The following is a 14,889-nucleotide window of genomic DNA, read 5'->3' on the forward strand; positions in this document are numbered from 1 at the left end:
GGGCGCCGCTCAGCGGGCCGCGGAGCGGTCGGCCAGCATCTTGGGCGTGATGAAGACCAGCATCTCCTGCTTGTTGGAGGTGCGCGACTTGTTCTTGAACATGAAGCCGACGGCCGGCAGGTCGCCCAGGAACGGCACCTTGGTGTCGTTCTCGGTCTCGGTCAGCTCGAAGATGCCGCCGATCACCACCGTGCCGCCGTTCTCCACCAGCACCTGGGTGCGGATGTGCTTGGTGTTGATGGCGATGCCGGCCGCGGTGGTCTCGCCCCGGCTGTCCTTGCTGATGTCCAGGTCCAGGATGATGTTGCCCTCGGGCGTGATCTGCGGCGTGACTTCCAGCTTCAGCGTGGCGCGGCGGAAGGCCACCGAGGTGGCGCCGCTGGAGGTGGCCTGCTGGTACGGGAACTCCGTGCCCTGCTCGATCAGCGCCTTGGTCTTGTCGGCCGTGATGACGCGCGGGCTGGACACCAGCTTGCCGCGGCCGTCGGCTTCCAGCGCCGACAGTTCCAGGTTCAGGAAGCGGTTGGCACCGGCGTTGAACAGCGACAGCGCGAAGCTGGCCGGATTGAAGCCGCCGACACCGACCGCCGGCAGGTTCACGAAGGTGGTCGTGACCGTGTCGAAGGCCGTCGTGGTCTGGCCGGTCTGCGCCGACACGCCGTCGTAGGTACCGGTGACCGACGCCCGGCTGTTGCCGACGCCGTAGCCGCTGGTGCCGCCGCGCGCGTTGTCGGTGCGCAGGTCGACCGCGCCCAGGCGCGCGCCGAGCGACTTGCCGAAGGTGTCGGAGGCCTCGACGATGCGCGCCTCGATCAGCACCTGGCGCACCGCGATGTCGAGCTTGGCGATCAGCTCCTGGACCTGGTCGATGCGGCTGCCGACGTCGGTGACGAAGATCTGGTTGGTACGCGGCTCGGCGATGACGCTGCCCCGCTGGCTGAGCACGCGGTTGGCGATCGGGCCGGCGGTGAGCTGGGCGGCGATCTCGGCCGCCTTGGTGTAGTTCAGCTGGAAGGCCTGCGTGCGCAGCTGCTCCAGGTTCTGGATGGCGGCGCGGGCCTCAAGCTCCAGCTTCTCCTTGGATGCGATCTCGTCCTTGGGCGCGATCCACAGCACGTTGCCGGACTTGCGCATGCCCAGGCCCTTGGCCTGCAGGATGATGTCCAGCGCCTGGTCCCAGGGGACGTCCTTCAGGCGCAGCGTCACCGCGCCGGCGACCGAGTCGGAGGTCACGATGTTGAAGTTGGTGAAGTCGGCGATGACCTGCAGCAGCGAGCGGACCTCGATGTTCTGGAAGTTCAGCGACAGCTTCTCGCCGGCGTAGCCGGGACCCTGGGTCAGCTTCGACTGGTCGACCTTCTGCTGGCGCACCTCGACCACGAACTGGTTGTCGCTCTGGTAGGCGCTGTGCTCCCACTGGCCCTTGGGTTCGATGACCACGCGCACGCGGTCGCCGGCCTGGAAGGTGGTGACGGTCTGCACCGGCGTGCCGAAATCGGACACGTCGAGCTTGCGGCGCAGGCCTTCCGGCAGGGTGGATTTCAGGAATTCGACCACCAGCTGCTGGCCCTGCTGGCGGATGTCGACGCCGACCTGGTTGTTCGGCAGTTCGACCATCACGCGGCCGGCGGCGTCGGGGCCACGGCGGAAGTCCAGGTCCTTGATCGGTTGCGCGTCGCGGGCCCGGTTCTCGGCGAACTGGGAGGTGACGGCGGCGGTAGCAGCCGGCGCCACGCCGGAGACGGCGTCGAGCGAGACCAGCAGCGACTTGCCCTGCAGCTGGGCCTTGTAGCCGGTCGGCGACTTCAGGTTCAGCACCAGGCGGGTGCGGTCACCGGCGGTGACCACGTTCATCGAGCGCAGGTTGCCCTGGTTCAGTTCGACGGTGGAACGCCCCAGGCCGTTGCTGGCGCCGGGAATGTCCAGCGCGATGCGCGCCGGCGACTGGATGGTGAAGCCGGCCGGCACCGCCGGCAGCGGCTGCGAGAAGTCGATGCGCACGACCTCCACGCCGCCCTGGATCGAGCTGCTGACCGACTCGACCACGGTGCTTTGCGCCTGGGCTGACAGGCTGGCGCCTGCGAGGAGCAGCCACCCCACGCACGCCACCACCCGTCGCCACGCCATCATGTTCTGTTTGTTCATTTCGACCTCTCTTGCAATTGGAGCGTCGCACTGCGCTCGATCCACTCGCCCGCGGCGTCCTGCACGATCTCGCGCAGGACGACCTCGGCCTCCCCGACCTTGGTGATCTTTCCGTAGTTCTGGCCCAGGTAGTTGCCGGGGCGCACCTGGTACAGCAGGTTGTCCACGCGAACCAGGGCGACCGGCTGGCCCTGCTTGAGCAGGCTGCCGACCATGGACATGGTGTCGAGCGGGAAGCCCTCGAGCGGCTCCTTGCGGCGCGCGAGCTCGGGCGCGAGCAGCGCCGCGCTGGAGGTCGACTGGGTGGTCTCGCGCTTGAGGGCCTGCGTCAGCTTCTGGTTGCTGAACGGGTCGAACGCCGTTTCCTGCGTGTAGGCCTGGGGGCTGAACTGCTTGGGCTCGGGAATGGGCTGCACCTTGGGCCGGGTCTGGGCCCGCTGCTGGTTCATCCACTCCAGCGTCTCCTCCTGGTGGGAGGCGCCGCAACCGGCCAGCAGCACGACGGCCAGGGCGGCGGCGAGGCGGGTCGGCATCATTTCTTGGCTCCCTTGGGCGCGGACGCCTTGCGCTGCTTGTCGACTTCGTCGGCGTCGAGGTAGCGGAAGGTCTTGGCCGTGGCGTCCATGGACAGCATGCCGTCGCGGCCCGGCGTGACGCCGACGTTGTTCAGGGTCACGATGCGCGACAGGTTGGCGATGTCGGAGGCGAACGAGCCGATGTCGTGGTAGCGGCCAGTCACCTTCAGGGCGATCGGCAGTTCGGCGTAGTACTCCTTGACGTTGACCTGGCCGGGCCGGAACAGCTCGAAGCTCAGGCTTCGGCCCAGGCCCGCCTGGTTGATGTCCGACAGCAGCGCGTCCATCTCGGCCTTGCTGGGCAGCTGCTTTTCCAGCTGGGTGACGTACTGCTGCACCTGCTCGCGCTGCTTCTTCAGCGCATCGAGGTTGACGGCCTGGGCCAGCTTCTTGGAGTAGTCCTCCTTGAGCGACTTTTCCTTGGCGATCTCCTGGTCCAGTTCCTGGTCGGAGTTGGTGAGCCAGACGAACCAGAGCGCGACCACGATGGCGACCATCAGCGCCAGGCAGGCCGCCAGGCGAGGCACCAGGGGCCAGGACGCGGGGTCGTTCGGGTCGAGCCCGCGGAACTGCGCGGCGACCTTCTGCTGGAGGCCGGCCAGGTCGAATTTGGGGACAGCGGTGGTGGCCATGGTGCTTCAGGTCTTGGCGGGCGCCGAGGCAGCCGCGGTGGCGGCGGGCGAGGTCGGGGCCGAGGCGGCTCCGGCGGGCTTGGTCACCTCGCTGGAGCGCAGCAGCCGCACGCGCATGTTGAAGTTCGAGACCTTGCGCTGCTCGCGCGGGCCCAGGTTCACGGAGCCGGCCACGATCTCGACCAGCTCGGGCCGGGTGAGCCAGGCGCTGTTGTTGCCCAGGTTGCGCAGCAGCTCCGAGACGCGCTCGTTGGACTGCGCCACGCCGGTGAGGGTGACGGTCTGGTTGTCCTGCTTGACGGTGGTGATGTAGACGCCGTCGGGCAGCTGCCGCACCAGCTCGTTGAGCAGGTGGACCGGCAGGTTGCGGTCGGACTGGAGGTCTTCCACCGCCTGCTGGCGGGCCCGCAGCGCGGCGATCTCCTGCTGCAGGGTGGAGATCTCGCGGATCTGGCTTTCCAGCTTCTTGATCTCCCGGTCGAGCAGCGCGTTCTTGTCCTGCTGCGACGAGATCTGGGCCTGGAACCACAGGAAGATGGCGCCGGCGATGACACCGCCGAACAGGGCCGCGACGCCCAGGGAGGCGAAGAACGCCTCGCGCCGGCGCTTGCGGGCCGCCTCGCGGTGGGGCAGGAGGTTGATCAGGATCACTGCAGGAACCTCCGCATGGCCAGGCCACAGGACGTCAGGTACGACGGGGCTTCGCGTCGCATCTTCTTCTCGCGCACGCCGTCGCCGATCACCATGCCGTCGAACGGGTTCGCCAGGCCGCAGGGGAACGAGGTCTGGGCGGTGACGGCGTCGTTCAGGCCGGGCAGCGCCGCCGACCCGCCGGCCAGCATGATGTGGTCGACGCGGTTGTGCGGGGTGCTGGTGAAGAAGAACTGCAGGGCGCGGGCCACTTCCTGCGCCATGCTGTCCACGAACGGCTTGAGCACCGTGGCCTCGTAGTCGTCGGGCAGCTCGCCGCTGCGCTTCTTGGCCTCGGCCTCCTCGGGCGAGAAGCCGTACTGGCGCACGATGAGCTGGGTGAGCTGGGCGCCGCCGAAGGCCTGGTCGCGGTCGTACAGCACCTCGTCGTTGCGGATCACCTGCATGCTGGTGGTGAAGGCGCCGACCTCGAACAGGGCGACCATGGTGTCCACCCCGTTGGCCGGCAGCGTCTGGATCAGCCGACCGGCGGCCAGGCGCGACGAGTACGACTCGACGTCGATGATCACCGGCTTCAGGCCGGCGGCCTCGGCCAGGCCCTGGCGGTCCTGGACCTTTTCCTTGCGCGAGGCGGCGATGAGCACCTCGACATCCCCGGATGAGGTGGTGCTGGGCCCGACCACACAGAAGTCCAGGCTCACTTCGTCGAGCGAGAATGGGATGTACTGGTTGGCCTCGGTCTCGACCTGCACCTCGAGTTCCTGCTCGGACAGGCCGCCCGGGAGGATGATCTTCTTGGTGATGACGGCCGACGGCGGCAGCGCCATGGCGACATTCTTGGTGCGGGTGCCGCTTTTCTTGATGAGCCGGCGCATCGCCTCGGCCACCTCGTCGAACTTCTCGACGTTGCCGTCGGTGATCCAGCCGCGCTCCAGCGGTTCCATGGCGCAACGCTCCAGGACCAGGGCGCCGGACTTGTCACGGCCGAGCTCGACCAGCTTGACGCTGGATGAGCTGATATCCAAGCCCAGCAAGGGCGCCGGTTGCCGGCTGAACAACGATCCCAGAGAGATCAACTCGGTCTCCTGCCCGCCGATTCAGGCGGTAACAAACTTAAGATTCCACTTCAATGCTAGCAGTAACATCCTTGTCGCCCAAAGGAATTTTCCCCTCTGGCCCGTACGAAACGTTGCCAAACAGCCACGCGTGTGACGGCTCTTGCGCAAGCTCGACGGGCATCCTCGGACCTGTCGTGCATCTTGTCTCTTGCTGCGCTGCAACAACTCGACCGTGGCCGGCCGGGCCGATTTTTATAATGCCCATGGGCTCCTGCCCACCCCCCTATGCCCTCTGATTCCTCTTCCGACGGGCGCGGCTCGTCCCGCCGCGGTCCGACCTGGAAGCGCCGACTCCTGCAGGCCTTCCTCTGGCTGGTGGGCGGTGCGCTGGCCGCCGTCGCCTCGGCGGTCATCGTGGCCGGGGTCGCCCTTGCGGTGGCCTACCCCAACCTGCCGGACATCTCCGAGCTGTCCAACTACCGGCCCAAGCTGCCGCTGCGCGTGTTTTCGGCCGAGGGCGTCCTGCTGGGCGAGTTCGGCGAGGAACGGCGCAACCTGACGCCCATCGCCGAGATCCCGGCGGTGATGAAGAACGCGGTGCTGGCCATCGAGGACGCCCGCTTCTATTCGCACAGCGGCGTCGACTACAAGGGCCTGGTGCGCGCCGCCGTGGCGAACCTGGGCCGGGCCAAGAGCCAGGGCGCCTCCACCATCACCATGCAGGTGGCCCGCAACGTCTACCTGTCGTCCGAGAAGACGTTCACCCGCAAGCTCTACGAGATCCTGCTGACGTTCAAGCTGGAGCACCTGCTCACCAAGGACCAGATCCTCGAGATCTACATGAACCAGATCTTCCTGGGCAACCGCGCCTACGGGTTCGCGGCGGCTTCGGAGGCGTATTTCGGCAAGCCGATGAAGGACCTGACGGTGGCCGAGGCGGCCATGCTGGCCGGCCTGCCCAAGGCCCCGTCGGCCTACAACCCGATCAGCAATCCCAGCCGGGCCCGCACGCGCCAGCTCTACATCATCGAGCGGATGGAGGAGAACGGCTTCATCACGTCCGCCCAGGCCGAGGCCGCCAAGCGCCAGGAGCTGAAGGTGCGCCCGCCCAACGAGCACGGCCGGGTGCACGCCGAGTACGTGGCCGAGACGGTGCGCCAGCTGGTCTATTCGCAGTACGGCGACGACGCCTACACGCGCGGCCTGAACGTCGTCACCTCGGTCAAGTCGGTGCAGCAGGAGGCCGCCTACCGGGCCCTGCGCAAGGGCATCATGGACTACGAGAAGCGGCAGATCTACCGCGGCCCGGAGGAGTTCATCGACCTGCCGGCCGACCGCAAGGAGCAGGAAGACGCCATCGACGACGCCCTGGCCGACCACCCGGACAACGGCGACGTCATGTCGGCCGTCGTGCTGGAAGCCGGCCCCAAGAAGATCATCGCCGTGCGCCAGAATGGCGACCGCTTCGAGATCACCGGCGACGGCCTGCGTCCGGCCCAGTCGGGCCTGTCGGACAAGGCGCCGCCCAAGATCAAGATCCGCCCGGGCGCCGTCATCCGCGTCATGCAGACGCCCAAGAGCACCTGGGAGATCACCCAGCTGCCCGAGGTCGAGGGCGCCTTCGTGGCGCTCGACCCCAAGGACGGCTCCGTGCTGGCCATGGTGGGCGGGTTCGACTTCTACAAGAACAAGTTCAACCACGTCACCCAGGCCTGGCGCCAGCCGGGGTCGGGCTTCAAGCCCTTCATCTACTCGGCGGCGCTGGAGAAGGGTTTCACGCCGGCGACCATCGTCAACGACGCGCCGCTGTTCTTCGACGCCGGCGTCACCGGCGGGCAACCCTGGGAGCCGAAGAACTACGACGGCAAGTTCGAGGGCCCGATGCCGCTGCACACGGCGCTGGCCAAGTCCAAGAACATGGTGTCCATCCGCATCCTGCAGGCCGTGGGCACGCAGAACGCGCAGGACTGGATCAGCCGCTTCGGCTTCGAGCCCGAAAAGCACCCGCCCTACCTCACCATGGCGCTGGGCGCCGGCTCGGTCACGCCAATGCAGATGGCCACCGGCTACGCGGTGTTCGCCAACGGCGGCTACCGCGTCAACCCGTGGCTGATCAGCCGCATCGTCGACCACAAGGGCAAGGTGCTGGTGGAAACCCAGCCGCCGCTGCCTACCGAGGCGGTGCGCGCCATCGACGCCCGCAACGCCTTCGTGATGGACCGCCTGCTGCAGGAGATCACCCGCTCCGGCACGGCCGCCCGCGCCCAGCAGGTGCTCAAGCGCCCCGACCTGTACGGCAAGACCGGCACCACCAACGACTCGATCGACACCTGGTTCAACGGCTTCCACCCCTCGGTGGTGGCCATCGTCTGGATGGGATACGACAACCCGCGGCCGCTGGGCGACCGCGAGACCGGCGGCAGCATGAGCCTGCCGGTGTGGATCAACTTCATGGAGACCGCCCTGAAGGGGGTGCCCGAGGTGGTGCCGACGGCGCCCGAGGGCGTGGTCAACGTCGGCGGCGAGTGGTTCTACGAGGAGTACTCGCGTGGCGGCGGCGTCAGCAGCCTGGGCGTGACCCCGACCCCGCAGGTCGAACCGGTGCCGATCAGCGGCACGTCGGGCGCGGGGCCGGCGCGGCCGGCCAGCGTTCCCCTGGGGCCGGCGATGTCGCCGGCGCCGGACGGCAACTCGGCGCCCTCGCCGTCGCGGCCGCCCGAGGAACGGCGCAGCATCCTCGACCTGTTCCGCAACTGAAGGGCGGCGGCCGCCCTCAGGCGCTGAAGTCCAGCGCCTCGCCGGCCTGCTCGCTGGCGTGGCGGGCGAGGCTGGCGAAGAACTCGCCCTGGCCCTTGGTGTCCATCCAGCTGCTGCCGTCGAACTTGTAGTGGAAGCCGCCCGCCCGGGCGGCGAGCCACACTTCGTGCAGGGGCTTCTGCAGGTTGACGATGATCTGGCTGCCGTTGCGGAACGTCAGGGTGACCATGCCGCCGACCCGCTGGCTGTCGATGTCCGTGTCGGTGTCGTCGTTGATGCGGTCGCATCCGGCTTCCACCTGCCGCAGCAAGGCCTCGGCGCGGTCCATGTATTCAGGGTCGGTCATTACAATTTTGCGATGTTGACGTTCGATTCCATTCTATGCAGCGTGCCCCGGCGGCCGGCCCTGGCAGTCGCGGCCGCGCTGCTGCTGGGGGCATGCGGCCAGCGCGGTCCGCTCTACCTGCCCACCGAGCCGGCTGCCGCCGGCCGGGCCAGCCTGCCGCAGTCGCTCAACCCGACCCGCGCCGCCTCCGATCCCGCCGCCCCGCCGGCCCCTGCGGCGATGCCGCCGCAGGATCTGCCCCCCGCGGCCGGCAACACCAGCACGGTGCGCCCATGACCCATCCCGGCCATCCCCACATCGCCTGGACCGGCGGCGAGTTGCACGTCGAGCAGGTCCGCGTGGCCGAGCTGGCGCGCCAGTACGGCACGCCGCTGTTCATCTATTCGCAGGCCGCCATGCTGGCGGCGCTGGCGGCCTACCAGCGCGGCTTCGCCGGCCGCCGCTCGAAGATCTGCTACGCCATGAAGGCCAACTCCTCACTGGCCGTGCTGCAGGTGTTCGCGCGCGCCGGCTGCGGCTTCGACATCGTCTCGGGCGGCGAGCTCGAACGGGTGCTGGCGGCCGGCGGCAAGGCCGCCGACGTCATCTTCTCGGGCGTCGGCAAGACCCGCGCCGAGATCGCGCGGGCGCTGGAAGCCGGCATCGGCTGCTTCAACGTCGAGAGCGAGCCCGAACTGGAGGTGCTCGACGAGGTGGCGGCCGTGATGGGCCGCACCGCGCCGGTGAGCATCCGCGTCAATCCCAACGTCGACCCCAAGACCCACCCCTACATCTCCACCGGGCTGAAGGGCAACAAGTTCGGCATCGCGCACGAGCGCACGCTGCACGCCTACCAGCGGGCGGCCGAACTGCCGCACCTGCAGGTGGTCGGGATCGACTGCCACATCGGCTCGCAGATCACCGAGAGCGGGCCCTACCTGGATGCCATGGACCGGGTGCTCGACCTGGTCGACGCGGTCGAGGCCGCCGGCGTGCGGCTGCGCCACATCGACTTCGGCGGCGGCCTGGGCATCGACTACCGCGGCGACACCCCGCCGGCCGCCGACGCCCTGTGGGCCGAACTGCTGCGCAAGCTCGATGCGCGCGGCTACGGCGACCGCGAACTGATGATCGAGCCGGGCCGCTCGCTGGTGGGCAACGCCGGCGTCTGCCTGACCGAGGTGCTGTACCTCAAGCCGGGCGAGCAGAAGAACTTCTGCATCGTCGATGCCGCCATGAACGACCTGCCGCGGCCGGCCATGTACGAAGCCTGGCACGGCATCGAGCCGGTTGTGGCCGCCGCCGCCGACGCATCGGCGACCCTGTACGACGTGGTCGGGCCGGTGTGCGAAAGCGGTGACTGGCTCGGCCACGAGCGCCGGCTCGCCGTGCAGCCGGGCGAGCTGCTGGCGGTGCTGTCGGCGGGCGCCTATTGCATGAGCATGGCCAGCAACTACAACACCCGGGGCCGCGCGGCCGAGGTGCTGGTCGACGGCGACCGGGCGCACCTGATCCGCGAGCGCGAGAAGGTCAGCGACCTGCTGCGGGGCGAACGGCTGCTGCCCTAGGCGCCGGGCGCAGCCGGCGCCACGCGCGCCAGCCCAGCAGCACGCCGAGGATGGCCGCATAGACGGCCACCTCGGTGAAGTTGTTCTTGCCGGCCCGCATCCAGAAGAAGTGCAGGATGGCCAGGCCGGCGATGGCGTACACCAGCCGGTGCAGCAGCTGCCAGCGGGCCGCGCCCAGCGCCCGGATGGCGCGGTTGAACGAGGTTGCCGCCAGCGGCGTCAGCAGCAGCCAGCCGGCGAAGCCCACCAGGATGAAGGGCCGCTTGGCAATGTCGCGGGCGATCTCGTCGAACTCCAGCCCCATGTCGAACCAGGCGTAGCCCAGCAGGTGCAGGCAGGCGTAGAAATACGTGAACAGGCCCAGCATGCGGCGAAAGCGCAGCAGCGCCGGCTGGTTGGCGATGGTGCGCAGCGGCGTGACGGCCAGCGTCAGGCACAGGAAGCGCAGGGTCCAGTCGCCCAGCGAGCGGATCAGGTACTCCTGCGGGTTGGCGCCCAGCTGGTCCGTCAGCGCGGCGTAGAACAGCCACGCGAACGGCAGCAGCGCGGCGATGAACAGGACGGGCTTGGCGGCCGGATGGAGCAGGAGCGCGCGCCGCCCGCGCGCGGCGGGCGCGGCCATCAGTAGTTCTTCTTCAGGTCCATGCCGGCGTACAACTGCCCCACCTGGGCCTCGTAGCCGTTGAACATCAGCGTCTTGCGCTTCTTGGCGAACAGCCCGTCCTCGCCGATGCGGCGCTCGGTGGCCTGGCTCCAGCGCGGATGGTCGACGTTCGGGTTGACGTTGGAATAGAAGCCGTACTCGTTGGCGGCGGCCTTGTTCCAGGCCGTCTTCGGCTCCTTGTCCGTGAAGCGCACCCGCACCAGGCTCTTGGCGCTCTTGAAGCCGTACTTCCAGGGCACCACCAGCCGCACCGGCGCGCCGTTCTGGTTCGGCAGCACCTCGCCGTACATGCCGAACGCCAGCAGCGTCAGCGGGTGCAAGGCCTCGTCCATGCGCAGGCCCTCGACGTAGGGCCAGTCGAGCACGCGCGAACCGACGAAGGGCATCGTCTTGGGGTCGGCCAGGGTGTGGAACTCGACGAACTTGGCACCCGGCTGCGGCTCCACCTTCTCCAGCAGCTGCGCCAGCGAGTAGCCCACCCAGGGAATCACCATCGACCAGCCCTCGACGCAGCGCAGGCGGTAGATGCGCTCCTCCTGGGCGCCGAGCTTGAGCAGGTCGTCCAGCGCGTACTTGCCCGGCTTCTTGACCAGCCCGTCGACCTCCACCGTCCACGGCGTCGTCTTGAGCGTGTGGGCGTTGTGGGCCGGATCGCCCTTGTCGGTGCCGAACTCGTAGTAGTTGTTGTAGCTGCTCGCGTCCTTGTACTCGGTGACCTTCTCCATCGTCACCGCACCGGCGACCGACGACTTCTGGCCCGCCAGGGCGGCCAGCTTGCCGGGCCGCTGGACCGACTGGGCCAGCGCCTCGCGGCCGGCCCAGCTCGCCAGGGCGGCACCGGCCGCACCGGTGGCCAGCAACCGCAGCATCTCGCGCCGCTGCCGGTAGACCGCCTGCGGCGTGATCTCGCTGGAAGTCGGATGGATGTAGCCGTCGCGGCCGGTCTTGATCAGCATGCAGGTCCTCTTGTTTGCGGGGCGTTGCCCGTTGGACGGATTTCGCGGCCGGACCTTACACCGGAATCCATCTCACAGCGTGCCGTAGCTGTGGAGACCCGACAGGAACATGTTGACGCCCAGGAAGGCGAAGGTGGTGACGGCCAGGCCGACCAGCGCCCACCAGGCCGAGACGGTGCCGCGCAGCCCCTTCATCAGGCGCATGTGCAGCCAGGCCGCGTAATTCAGCCAGACGATCAGCGCCCAGGTCTCCTTCGGATCCCAGCTCCAGTAGCCGCCCCAGGCCTCGGCGGCCCACAGGGCGCCCAGCACGGTGGCGATGGTGAAGAAGGCGAAGCCGACCGCGATGGACTTGTACATCACGTCGTCCAGCACCTCGAAGGACGGCAGGCGCTCGGCGATGCGGCGCCGGCTCCACAGGATGCTGGCCACGATGAGCGCGGCGATGCCGAAATACACCGCCCAGTAGGCGCTGCCGCCGCCCACGGTCTGGCGGAACACCACCGGCTCGAAGCACAGCACCACCCCCAGCAGCCACAGCGGCGCCAGCTTCCACCAGCTGGTCTCGCCGGCGTGCTGCTTGATCAGGTAGGCGAAGGACACCATGGCCGAGAGCGCGAAGGTGCCGTAGCCGATGAAGTTCGCCGGCACGTGCAGCTTCATCCACCAGCTCTTGAGCGCGGGCACCAGCGGCTGGATCTCCTGGGCTTCGCGCACCACGGTGTACCAGAGCAGGAAACCGACCGCCGCACTGACCACCAGCAGCACGAAGGCACCCAGCGCCCGGGTGCCGTAGTGCGCCTCGAAGTACAGGTAGAACAGCGCCGTCAGCCAGCAGAACAGGACGAACACCTCGTACAGGTTGCTGACCGGGATGTGGCCGACGTCCGGCCCGACCAGGTAGCTCTCCCACCAGCGCACCATGGTGCCGACCAGGGCCAGGGTGACCGCCGCCCAGGCCAGGCGCGAGCCGATGCGCTCCATGGTGTCGGCCTGCGTCCGGCTGGCGACGCCCAGCCAGTAGAAGGCCGTGCTCATGAAGAACAGCATGCTCATCCACAGGATCGCGGACTGGCTCGACAGGAAGTACTTGAGCCAGAAGACCGAGTCGGCCCGTGCGAGCGACCCCTGGTAGCTGCCGATGGCCAGCAGCGACAGGGCGCCCACGCCCACCATCAGGGCCTGCAGCGGCCGCCAGAACCAGCCCAGCCAGATGGCGGCCGGGATGCTGGCCAGCAGGATCCCCTTCTCGTACACGTCCATGTGGGCCGCGTAGCGGCCGAACGCATAGAGGCCGGCGACGACGACCAGCAGCGCGAACGCCCAGTCGAGCGGACGCCGGCGGGACAGAAAGCCGTGGTCGAGCGTGATGGTGGTGGTGGCGGTGTTCATCAAGATCCCAGCAGTTGCGTGCGTAGCCTGGCGAACTCGCGGTCGACGTCCAGGGTCTGGCGGTTGCTCGACAGCGCCATCGCCGCCGCGCTGCCGCCGGTGTCCGGGGTCAGCCAGACCCACAGGCGCCGCTCGCGGACATAGAGCATGGCAAAAACGCCGATGATGAGCAAAGCGCACCCCAGGTAGACCACATTGCGGCCCGGGGAGCGGGTGACCTGGAACACGCTGGCCTGCACCTGCTGGAAGTCCTGCAGCTGGAACGCCATCGGTGCCGGGTAGAGGAAGGAGTCGCTCAGCGCCATCACGGCCTGCGCCATGAAGGCCTGGGTGCGCTCGTCGCTGGCCAGCGCCGGCAGGCCGGCCTGTTCGCGCGTGAGCTGCGCCAGCTCGAACAGCACGCCACCCAGGATGCGCACCACGACTTCCCCGGCGCGGTTGCGCTCGGCCTCGGGCACCCGGGCCTCCAGGTAGTCGGACACGGCGCCCAGGCCGGCCCCCTTGCCGCCAGCCGCAGCATCGCCCGCGAACAGGGCCACGGCCTGGGCGGCCGACCCGGCCAGCTGCTCGGTGACCTCCGGCTTGGAAGGATCCGTGGCCTTGGCCGAATAGCGGCTCACCGCCTCGCGGCGGGCGGCGGGATCGGCCAGGGCCGCGCGCAGGCGCACGAAGCCGTCGAGCGAGCCCTTGTCGTCGGCCGGCACCCGCAGGTAGCGGAACTGGTCGGCCGGCGTCTCGCGCATCCCGAGCAGGAACACCGGCACGCCGTCGCCCATGTCGACCGGCAGCATGTAGTTGTTGAACTCGCGCGCCTGGCCGGCCGCATCGCGCAGCTTGTAGCTGATGCTCGGGCCGATGTTGCGCAGCTCCTTCTTGCCTCCCGCCTTGTTGGCGGCGCCCAGGTGCTGGCCGAGGGAGACCTGCAGGTCGACCTTGCGCGGGTCGGCCCCGCTGCGCGAGGCCTCGCCCATGTTCTCGACGTTGATCACGCGCAGGCCGGTGTATTCCAGCGTCATGGTCTCGGCGCCCGTGCCCTGCCCCTTGGCCAGCTGCGAGGTGCCACCGATCACGCCCTGCAGCTCGAAGCGCTTGCTCTCGCCGTTGATCGGCACCGCCGCCAGTTTCACGCTGGAGCCGCCGTCGTCGAAGCTGGACTGGTAGATCTCGACCCCGCGCCAGCGCGCCGGGTGGTTGACTTCCACCCGCGCCGGCACCGCCTCGCCGGTTTCCTTGTCGTGGATGATGATCTCGCTGGCGAACAACTTGGGCATGCCGGTCGAGTAGTACTCGACGATGAACTTCTTCAGCTCGATCGAGAATGGCAGCTCCTGCAGCAGGATGCCGTCGGGCTGCGACAGCACCGCGGTGCCCGCCTGCGTGCCCTCGGCCACCAGCAGGTTGCCGCGGAAGGTGGGGTTGGCGGCCCCGAGCCGGTGCTGGGCCGGCACGTCGGCGATCATGCCGCCGCCGGCATAAGGCGTCTTGCCGCCCAGCAGCATCTGGGCCCGCACGATCAGGTCGCCGTCGGACAGGCCGCCCAGGCAGACCAGCACGATGGCGCTGTGCGCGGCCAGGTAGCCGATCTTGTTGGCGGCGCCGGCGCGGGCCGCCACCATCCAGCCTTCACCGCGCGCACTGGCGCGCTGCTGCAGCTTGACCTTCCAGCCGGCGCGGGCGAGCGCGTCGCCGATGCGCCGCGCCGCCACCTCGGGCGAGCCGTCGACGCCGGCCTGGGCCCGGTGCTTGAACGACTGCAGCGCCTGCTCGCGCATGCCCTCCTTGAGGGTGCGCAGGTCGGCCAGGATCTTCGGGGTCTGGCGGGCGATGCACAGCGAGGTGCTGGTGACCAGGAAGGCCAGGATCAGCAGGAACCACCAGGCGCTGTAGACCGTGTTGAGCCGCAGCGCCAGGAACAGCTGCGACCAGAACGGCCCGAACTGGTTGACGTAGTTCGCCGCCGGTTCCGCCTGCTTCAGGATGGTGCCGATCACCGAGGCGATGCAGATCACCGTCAGCAGGGAGATGGCGAACCGCATCGAAGACAGCAGTTCCACCAGCGCACGCAGGCGCGGGGAGATGGTCGCGGGGCGCAGGCCCTCGGTGGCGGCGGTCATGGCGGTCGGCAAAAAAGAAGAAGGCGGGCGTCCCTGGGACACCCGCCTAGCT

General features: G+C 68.8%; 13 protein-coding genes. 3 read left to right on the forward strand and 10 right to left on the reverse strand.

The genetic code is table 11. From position 1 onward, the window contains the following. Positions 1-9: 9 nt before the first annotated feature. The 5 genes from GON04_RS23960 to GON04_RS23980 are packed head-to-tail and all read right to left on the reverse strand — an operon-like array spanning position 10 to position 5,079. Positions 10-2,145, reverse strand: coding sequence for a type IV pilus secretin PilQ (locus GON04_RS23960; RefSeq protein ID WP_157400467.1), 2,136 nt, complete (start codon positions 2,143-2,145; stop codon positions 10-12). Continuing rightward, entirely contained in the window at positions 2,142-2,678 is a 537-nt protein-coding gene (locus GON04_RS23965) for a pilus assembly protein PilP (RefSeq protein ID WP_232533175.1), read from the reverse strand. The genes GON04_RS23960 and GON04_RS23965 overlap by 4 nt, the downstream gene beginning before the upstream one ends. Further along, the gene (locus GON04_RS23970; protein ID WP_157400469.1) at positions 2,678-3,352 is read right to left on the reverse strand and encodes a type IV pilus inner membrane component PilO; all 675 of its coding nucleotides are present in this window, start codon (positions 3,350-3,352) and stop codon (positions 2,678-2,680) included. Before GON04_RS23970 ends, GON04_RS23965 begins: the two co-directional genes overlap by 1 nt. 6 nt (positions 3,353-3,358) lie before the next feature. Further along, complete coding sequence (locus GON04_RS23975) at positions 3,359-4,003, reverse strand: PilN domain-containing protein (RefSeq protein WP_181653740.1); 645 nt, start codon at positions 4,001-4,003, stop codon at positions 3,359-3,361. After that, complete coding sequence (locus GON04_RS23980) at positions 4,000-5,079, reverse strand: pilus assembly protein PilM (RefSeq protein WP_157400470.1); 1,080 nt, start codon at positions 5,077-5,079, stop codon at positions 4,000-4,002. The genes GON04_RS23975 and GON04_RS23980 overlap by 4 nt, the downstream gene beginning before the upstream one ends. A gap of 267 nt (positions 5,080-5,346) precedes the next feature. Between GON04_RS23980 and GON04_RS23985 the strand changes: the two genes are divergently transcribed. Continuing rightward, positions 5,347-7,818 carry a penicillin-binding protein 1A gene (locus GON04_RS23985; protein WP_157400471.1) on the forward strand — a complete coding sequence of 824 codons (2,472 nt, stop codon included), beginning with the start codon at positions 5,347-5,349 and terminating at the stop codon, positions 7,816-7,818. 16 nt (positions 7,819-7,834) lie between these two features. Here the strand turns inward: GON04_RS23985 and cyaY are convergent, their stop codons facing one another. Further along, positions 7,835-8,164, reverse strand: a complete 330-nt coding sequence (gene cyaY, locus GON04_RS23990) for an iron donor protein CyaY (protein ID WP_157400472.1) — start codon at positions 8,162-8,164, stop codon at positions 7,835-7,837. 12 nt (positions 8,165-8,176) lie between these two features. Between cyaY and lptM the strand changes: the two genes are divergently transcribed. Then, a complete protein-coding gene (lptM, locus tag GON04_RS23995) occupies positions 8,177-8,440 on the forward strand; it encodes an LPS translocon maturation chaperone LptM (RefSeq protein ID WP_157400473.1) in 264 nt (87 codons plus the stop codon). Next, a complete protein-coding gene (lysA, locus tag GON04_RS24000; RefSeq protein ID WP_157400474.1) occupies positions 8,437-9,711 on the forward strand; it encodes a diaminopimelate decarboxylase in 1,275 nt (424 codons plus the stop codon). The genes lptM and lysA overlap by 4 nt, the downstream gene beginning before the upstream one ends. Here lysA and GON04_RS24005 read toward each other — a convergent pair. The 4 genes from GON04_RS24005 to GON04_RS24020 form a co-directional block, all read right to left on the reverse strand. Beyond that, the gene (locus GON04_RS24005) at positions 9,674-10,333 is read right to left on the reverse strand and encodes a protein-methionine-sulfoxide reductase heme-binding subunit MsrQ (RefSeq protein WP_157400475.1); all 660 of its coding nucleotides are present in this window, start codon (positions 10,331-10,333) and stop codon (positions 9,674-9,676) included. The two genes, lysA and GON04_RS24005, sit on opposite strands and share 38 nt — an antisense overlap. Next, a complete protein-coding gene (gene msrP / locus GON04_RS24010) occupies positions 10,333-11,331 on the reverse strand; it encodes a protein-methionine-sulfoxide reductase catalytic subunit MsrP (protein ID WP_157400476.1) in 999 nt (332 codons plus the stop codon). Before msrP ends, GON04_RS24005 begins: the two co-directional genes overlap by 1 nt. 72 nt (positions 11,332-11,403) lie before the next feature. Next, positions 11,404-12,723 carry a c-type cytochrome biogenesis protein CcsB gene (gene ccsB / locus GON04_RS24015; protein ID WP_157400477.1) on the reverse strand — a complete coding sequence of 440 codons (1,320 nt, stop codon included), beginning with the start codon at positions 12,721-12,723 and terminating at the stop codon, positions 11,404-11,406. Continuing rightward, the gene (locus GON04_RS24020; protein WP_157400478.1) at positions 12,723-14,837 is read right to left on the reverse strand and encodes a cytochrome c biogenesis protein ResB; all 2,115 of its coding nucleotides are present in this window, start codon (positions 14,835-14,837) and stop codon (positions 12,723-12,725) included. Before GON04_RS24020 ends, ccsB begins: the two co-directional genes overlap by 1 nt. Positions 14,838-14,889 lie beyond the last annotated feature (52 nt).

It is taken from the genome of Ramlibacter pinisoli, from assembly GCF_009758015.1.
GTDB classification, from domain to species: Bacteria; Pseudomonadota; Gammaproteobacteria; order Burkholderiales; family Burkholderiaceae_C; genus Ramlibacter; species Ramlibacter pinisoli.

Coding starts and splice junctions, on each gene's coding strand:
- msrP (WP_157400476.1), bottom strand. CDS start 11,331: ATGCTGATCAAGACCGGCCGCGACGGCTACATCCATCCGACTTCCAGC.
- GON04_RS23985 (WP_157400471.1), top strand. CDS start 5,347: ATGCCCTCTGATTCCTCTTCCGACGGGCGCGGCTCGTCCCGCCGCGGT.
- lysA (WP_157400474.1), top strand. CDS start 8,437: ATGACCCATCCCGGCCATCCCCACATCGCCTGGACCGGCGGCGAGTTG.
- lptM (WP_157400473.1), top strand. CDS start 8,177: ATGTTGACGTTCGATTCCATTCTATGCAGCGTGCCCCGGCGGCCGGCC.
- GON04_RS23960 (WP_157400467.1), bottom strand. CDS start 2,145: ATGAACAAACAGAACATGATGGCGTGGCGACGGGTGGTGGCGTGCGTG.
- GON04_RS24005 (WP_157400475.1), bottom strand. CDS start 10,333: ATGGCCGCGCCCGCCGCGCGCGGGCGGCGCGCGCTCCTGCTCCATCCG.
- cyaY (WP_157400472.1), bottom strand. CDS start 8,164: ATGACCGACCCTGAATACATGGACCGCGCCGAGGCCTTGCTGCGGCAG.
- GON04_RS24020 (WP_157400478.1), bottom strand. CDS start 14,837: ATGACCGCCGCCACCGAGGGCCTGCGCCCCGCGACCATCTCCCCGCGC.
- GON04_RS23970 (WP_157400469.1), bottom strand. CDS start 3,352: ATGGCCACCACCGCTGTCCCCAAATTCGACCTGGCCGGCCTCCAGCAG.
- GON04_RS23965 (WP_232533175.1), bottom strand. CDS start 2,678: ATGCCGACCCGCCTCGCCGCCGCCCTGGCCGTCGTGCTGCTGGCCGGT.
- ccsB (WP_157400477.1), bottom strand. CDS start 12,723: ATGAACACCGCCACCACCACCATCACGCTCGACCACGGCTTTCTGTCC.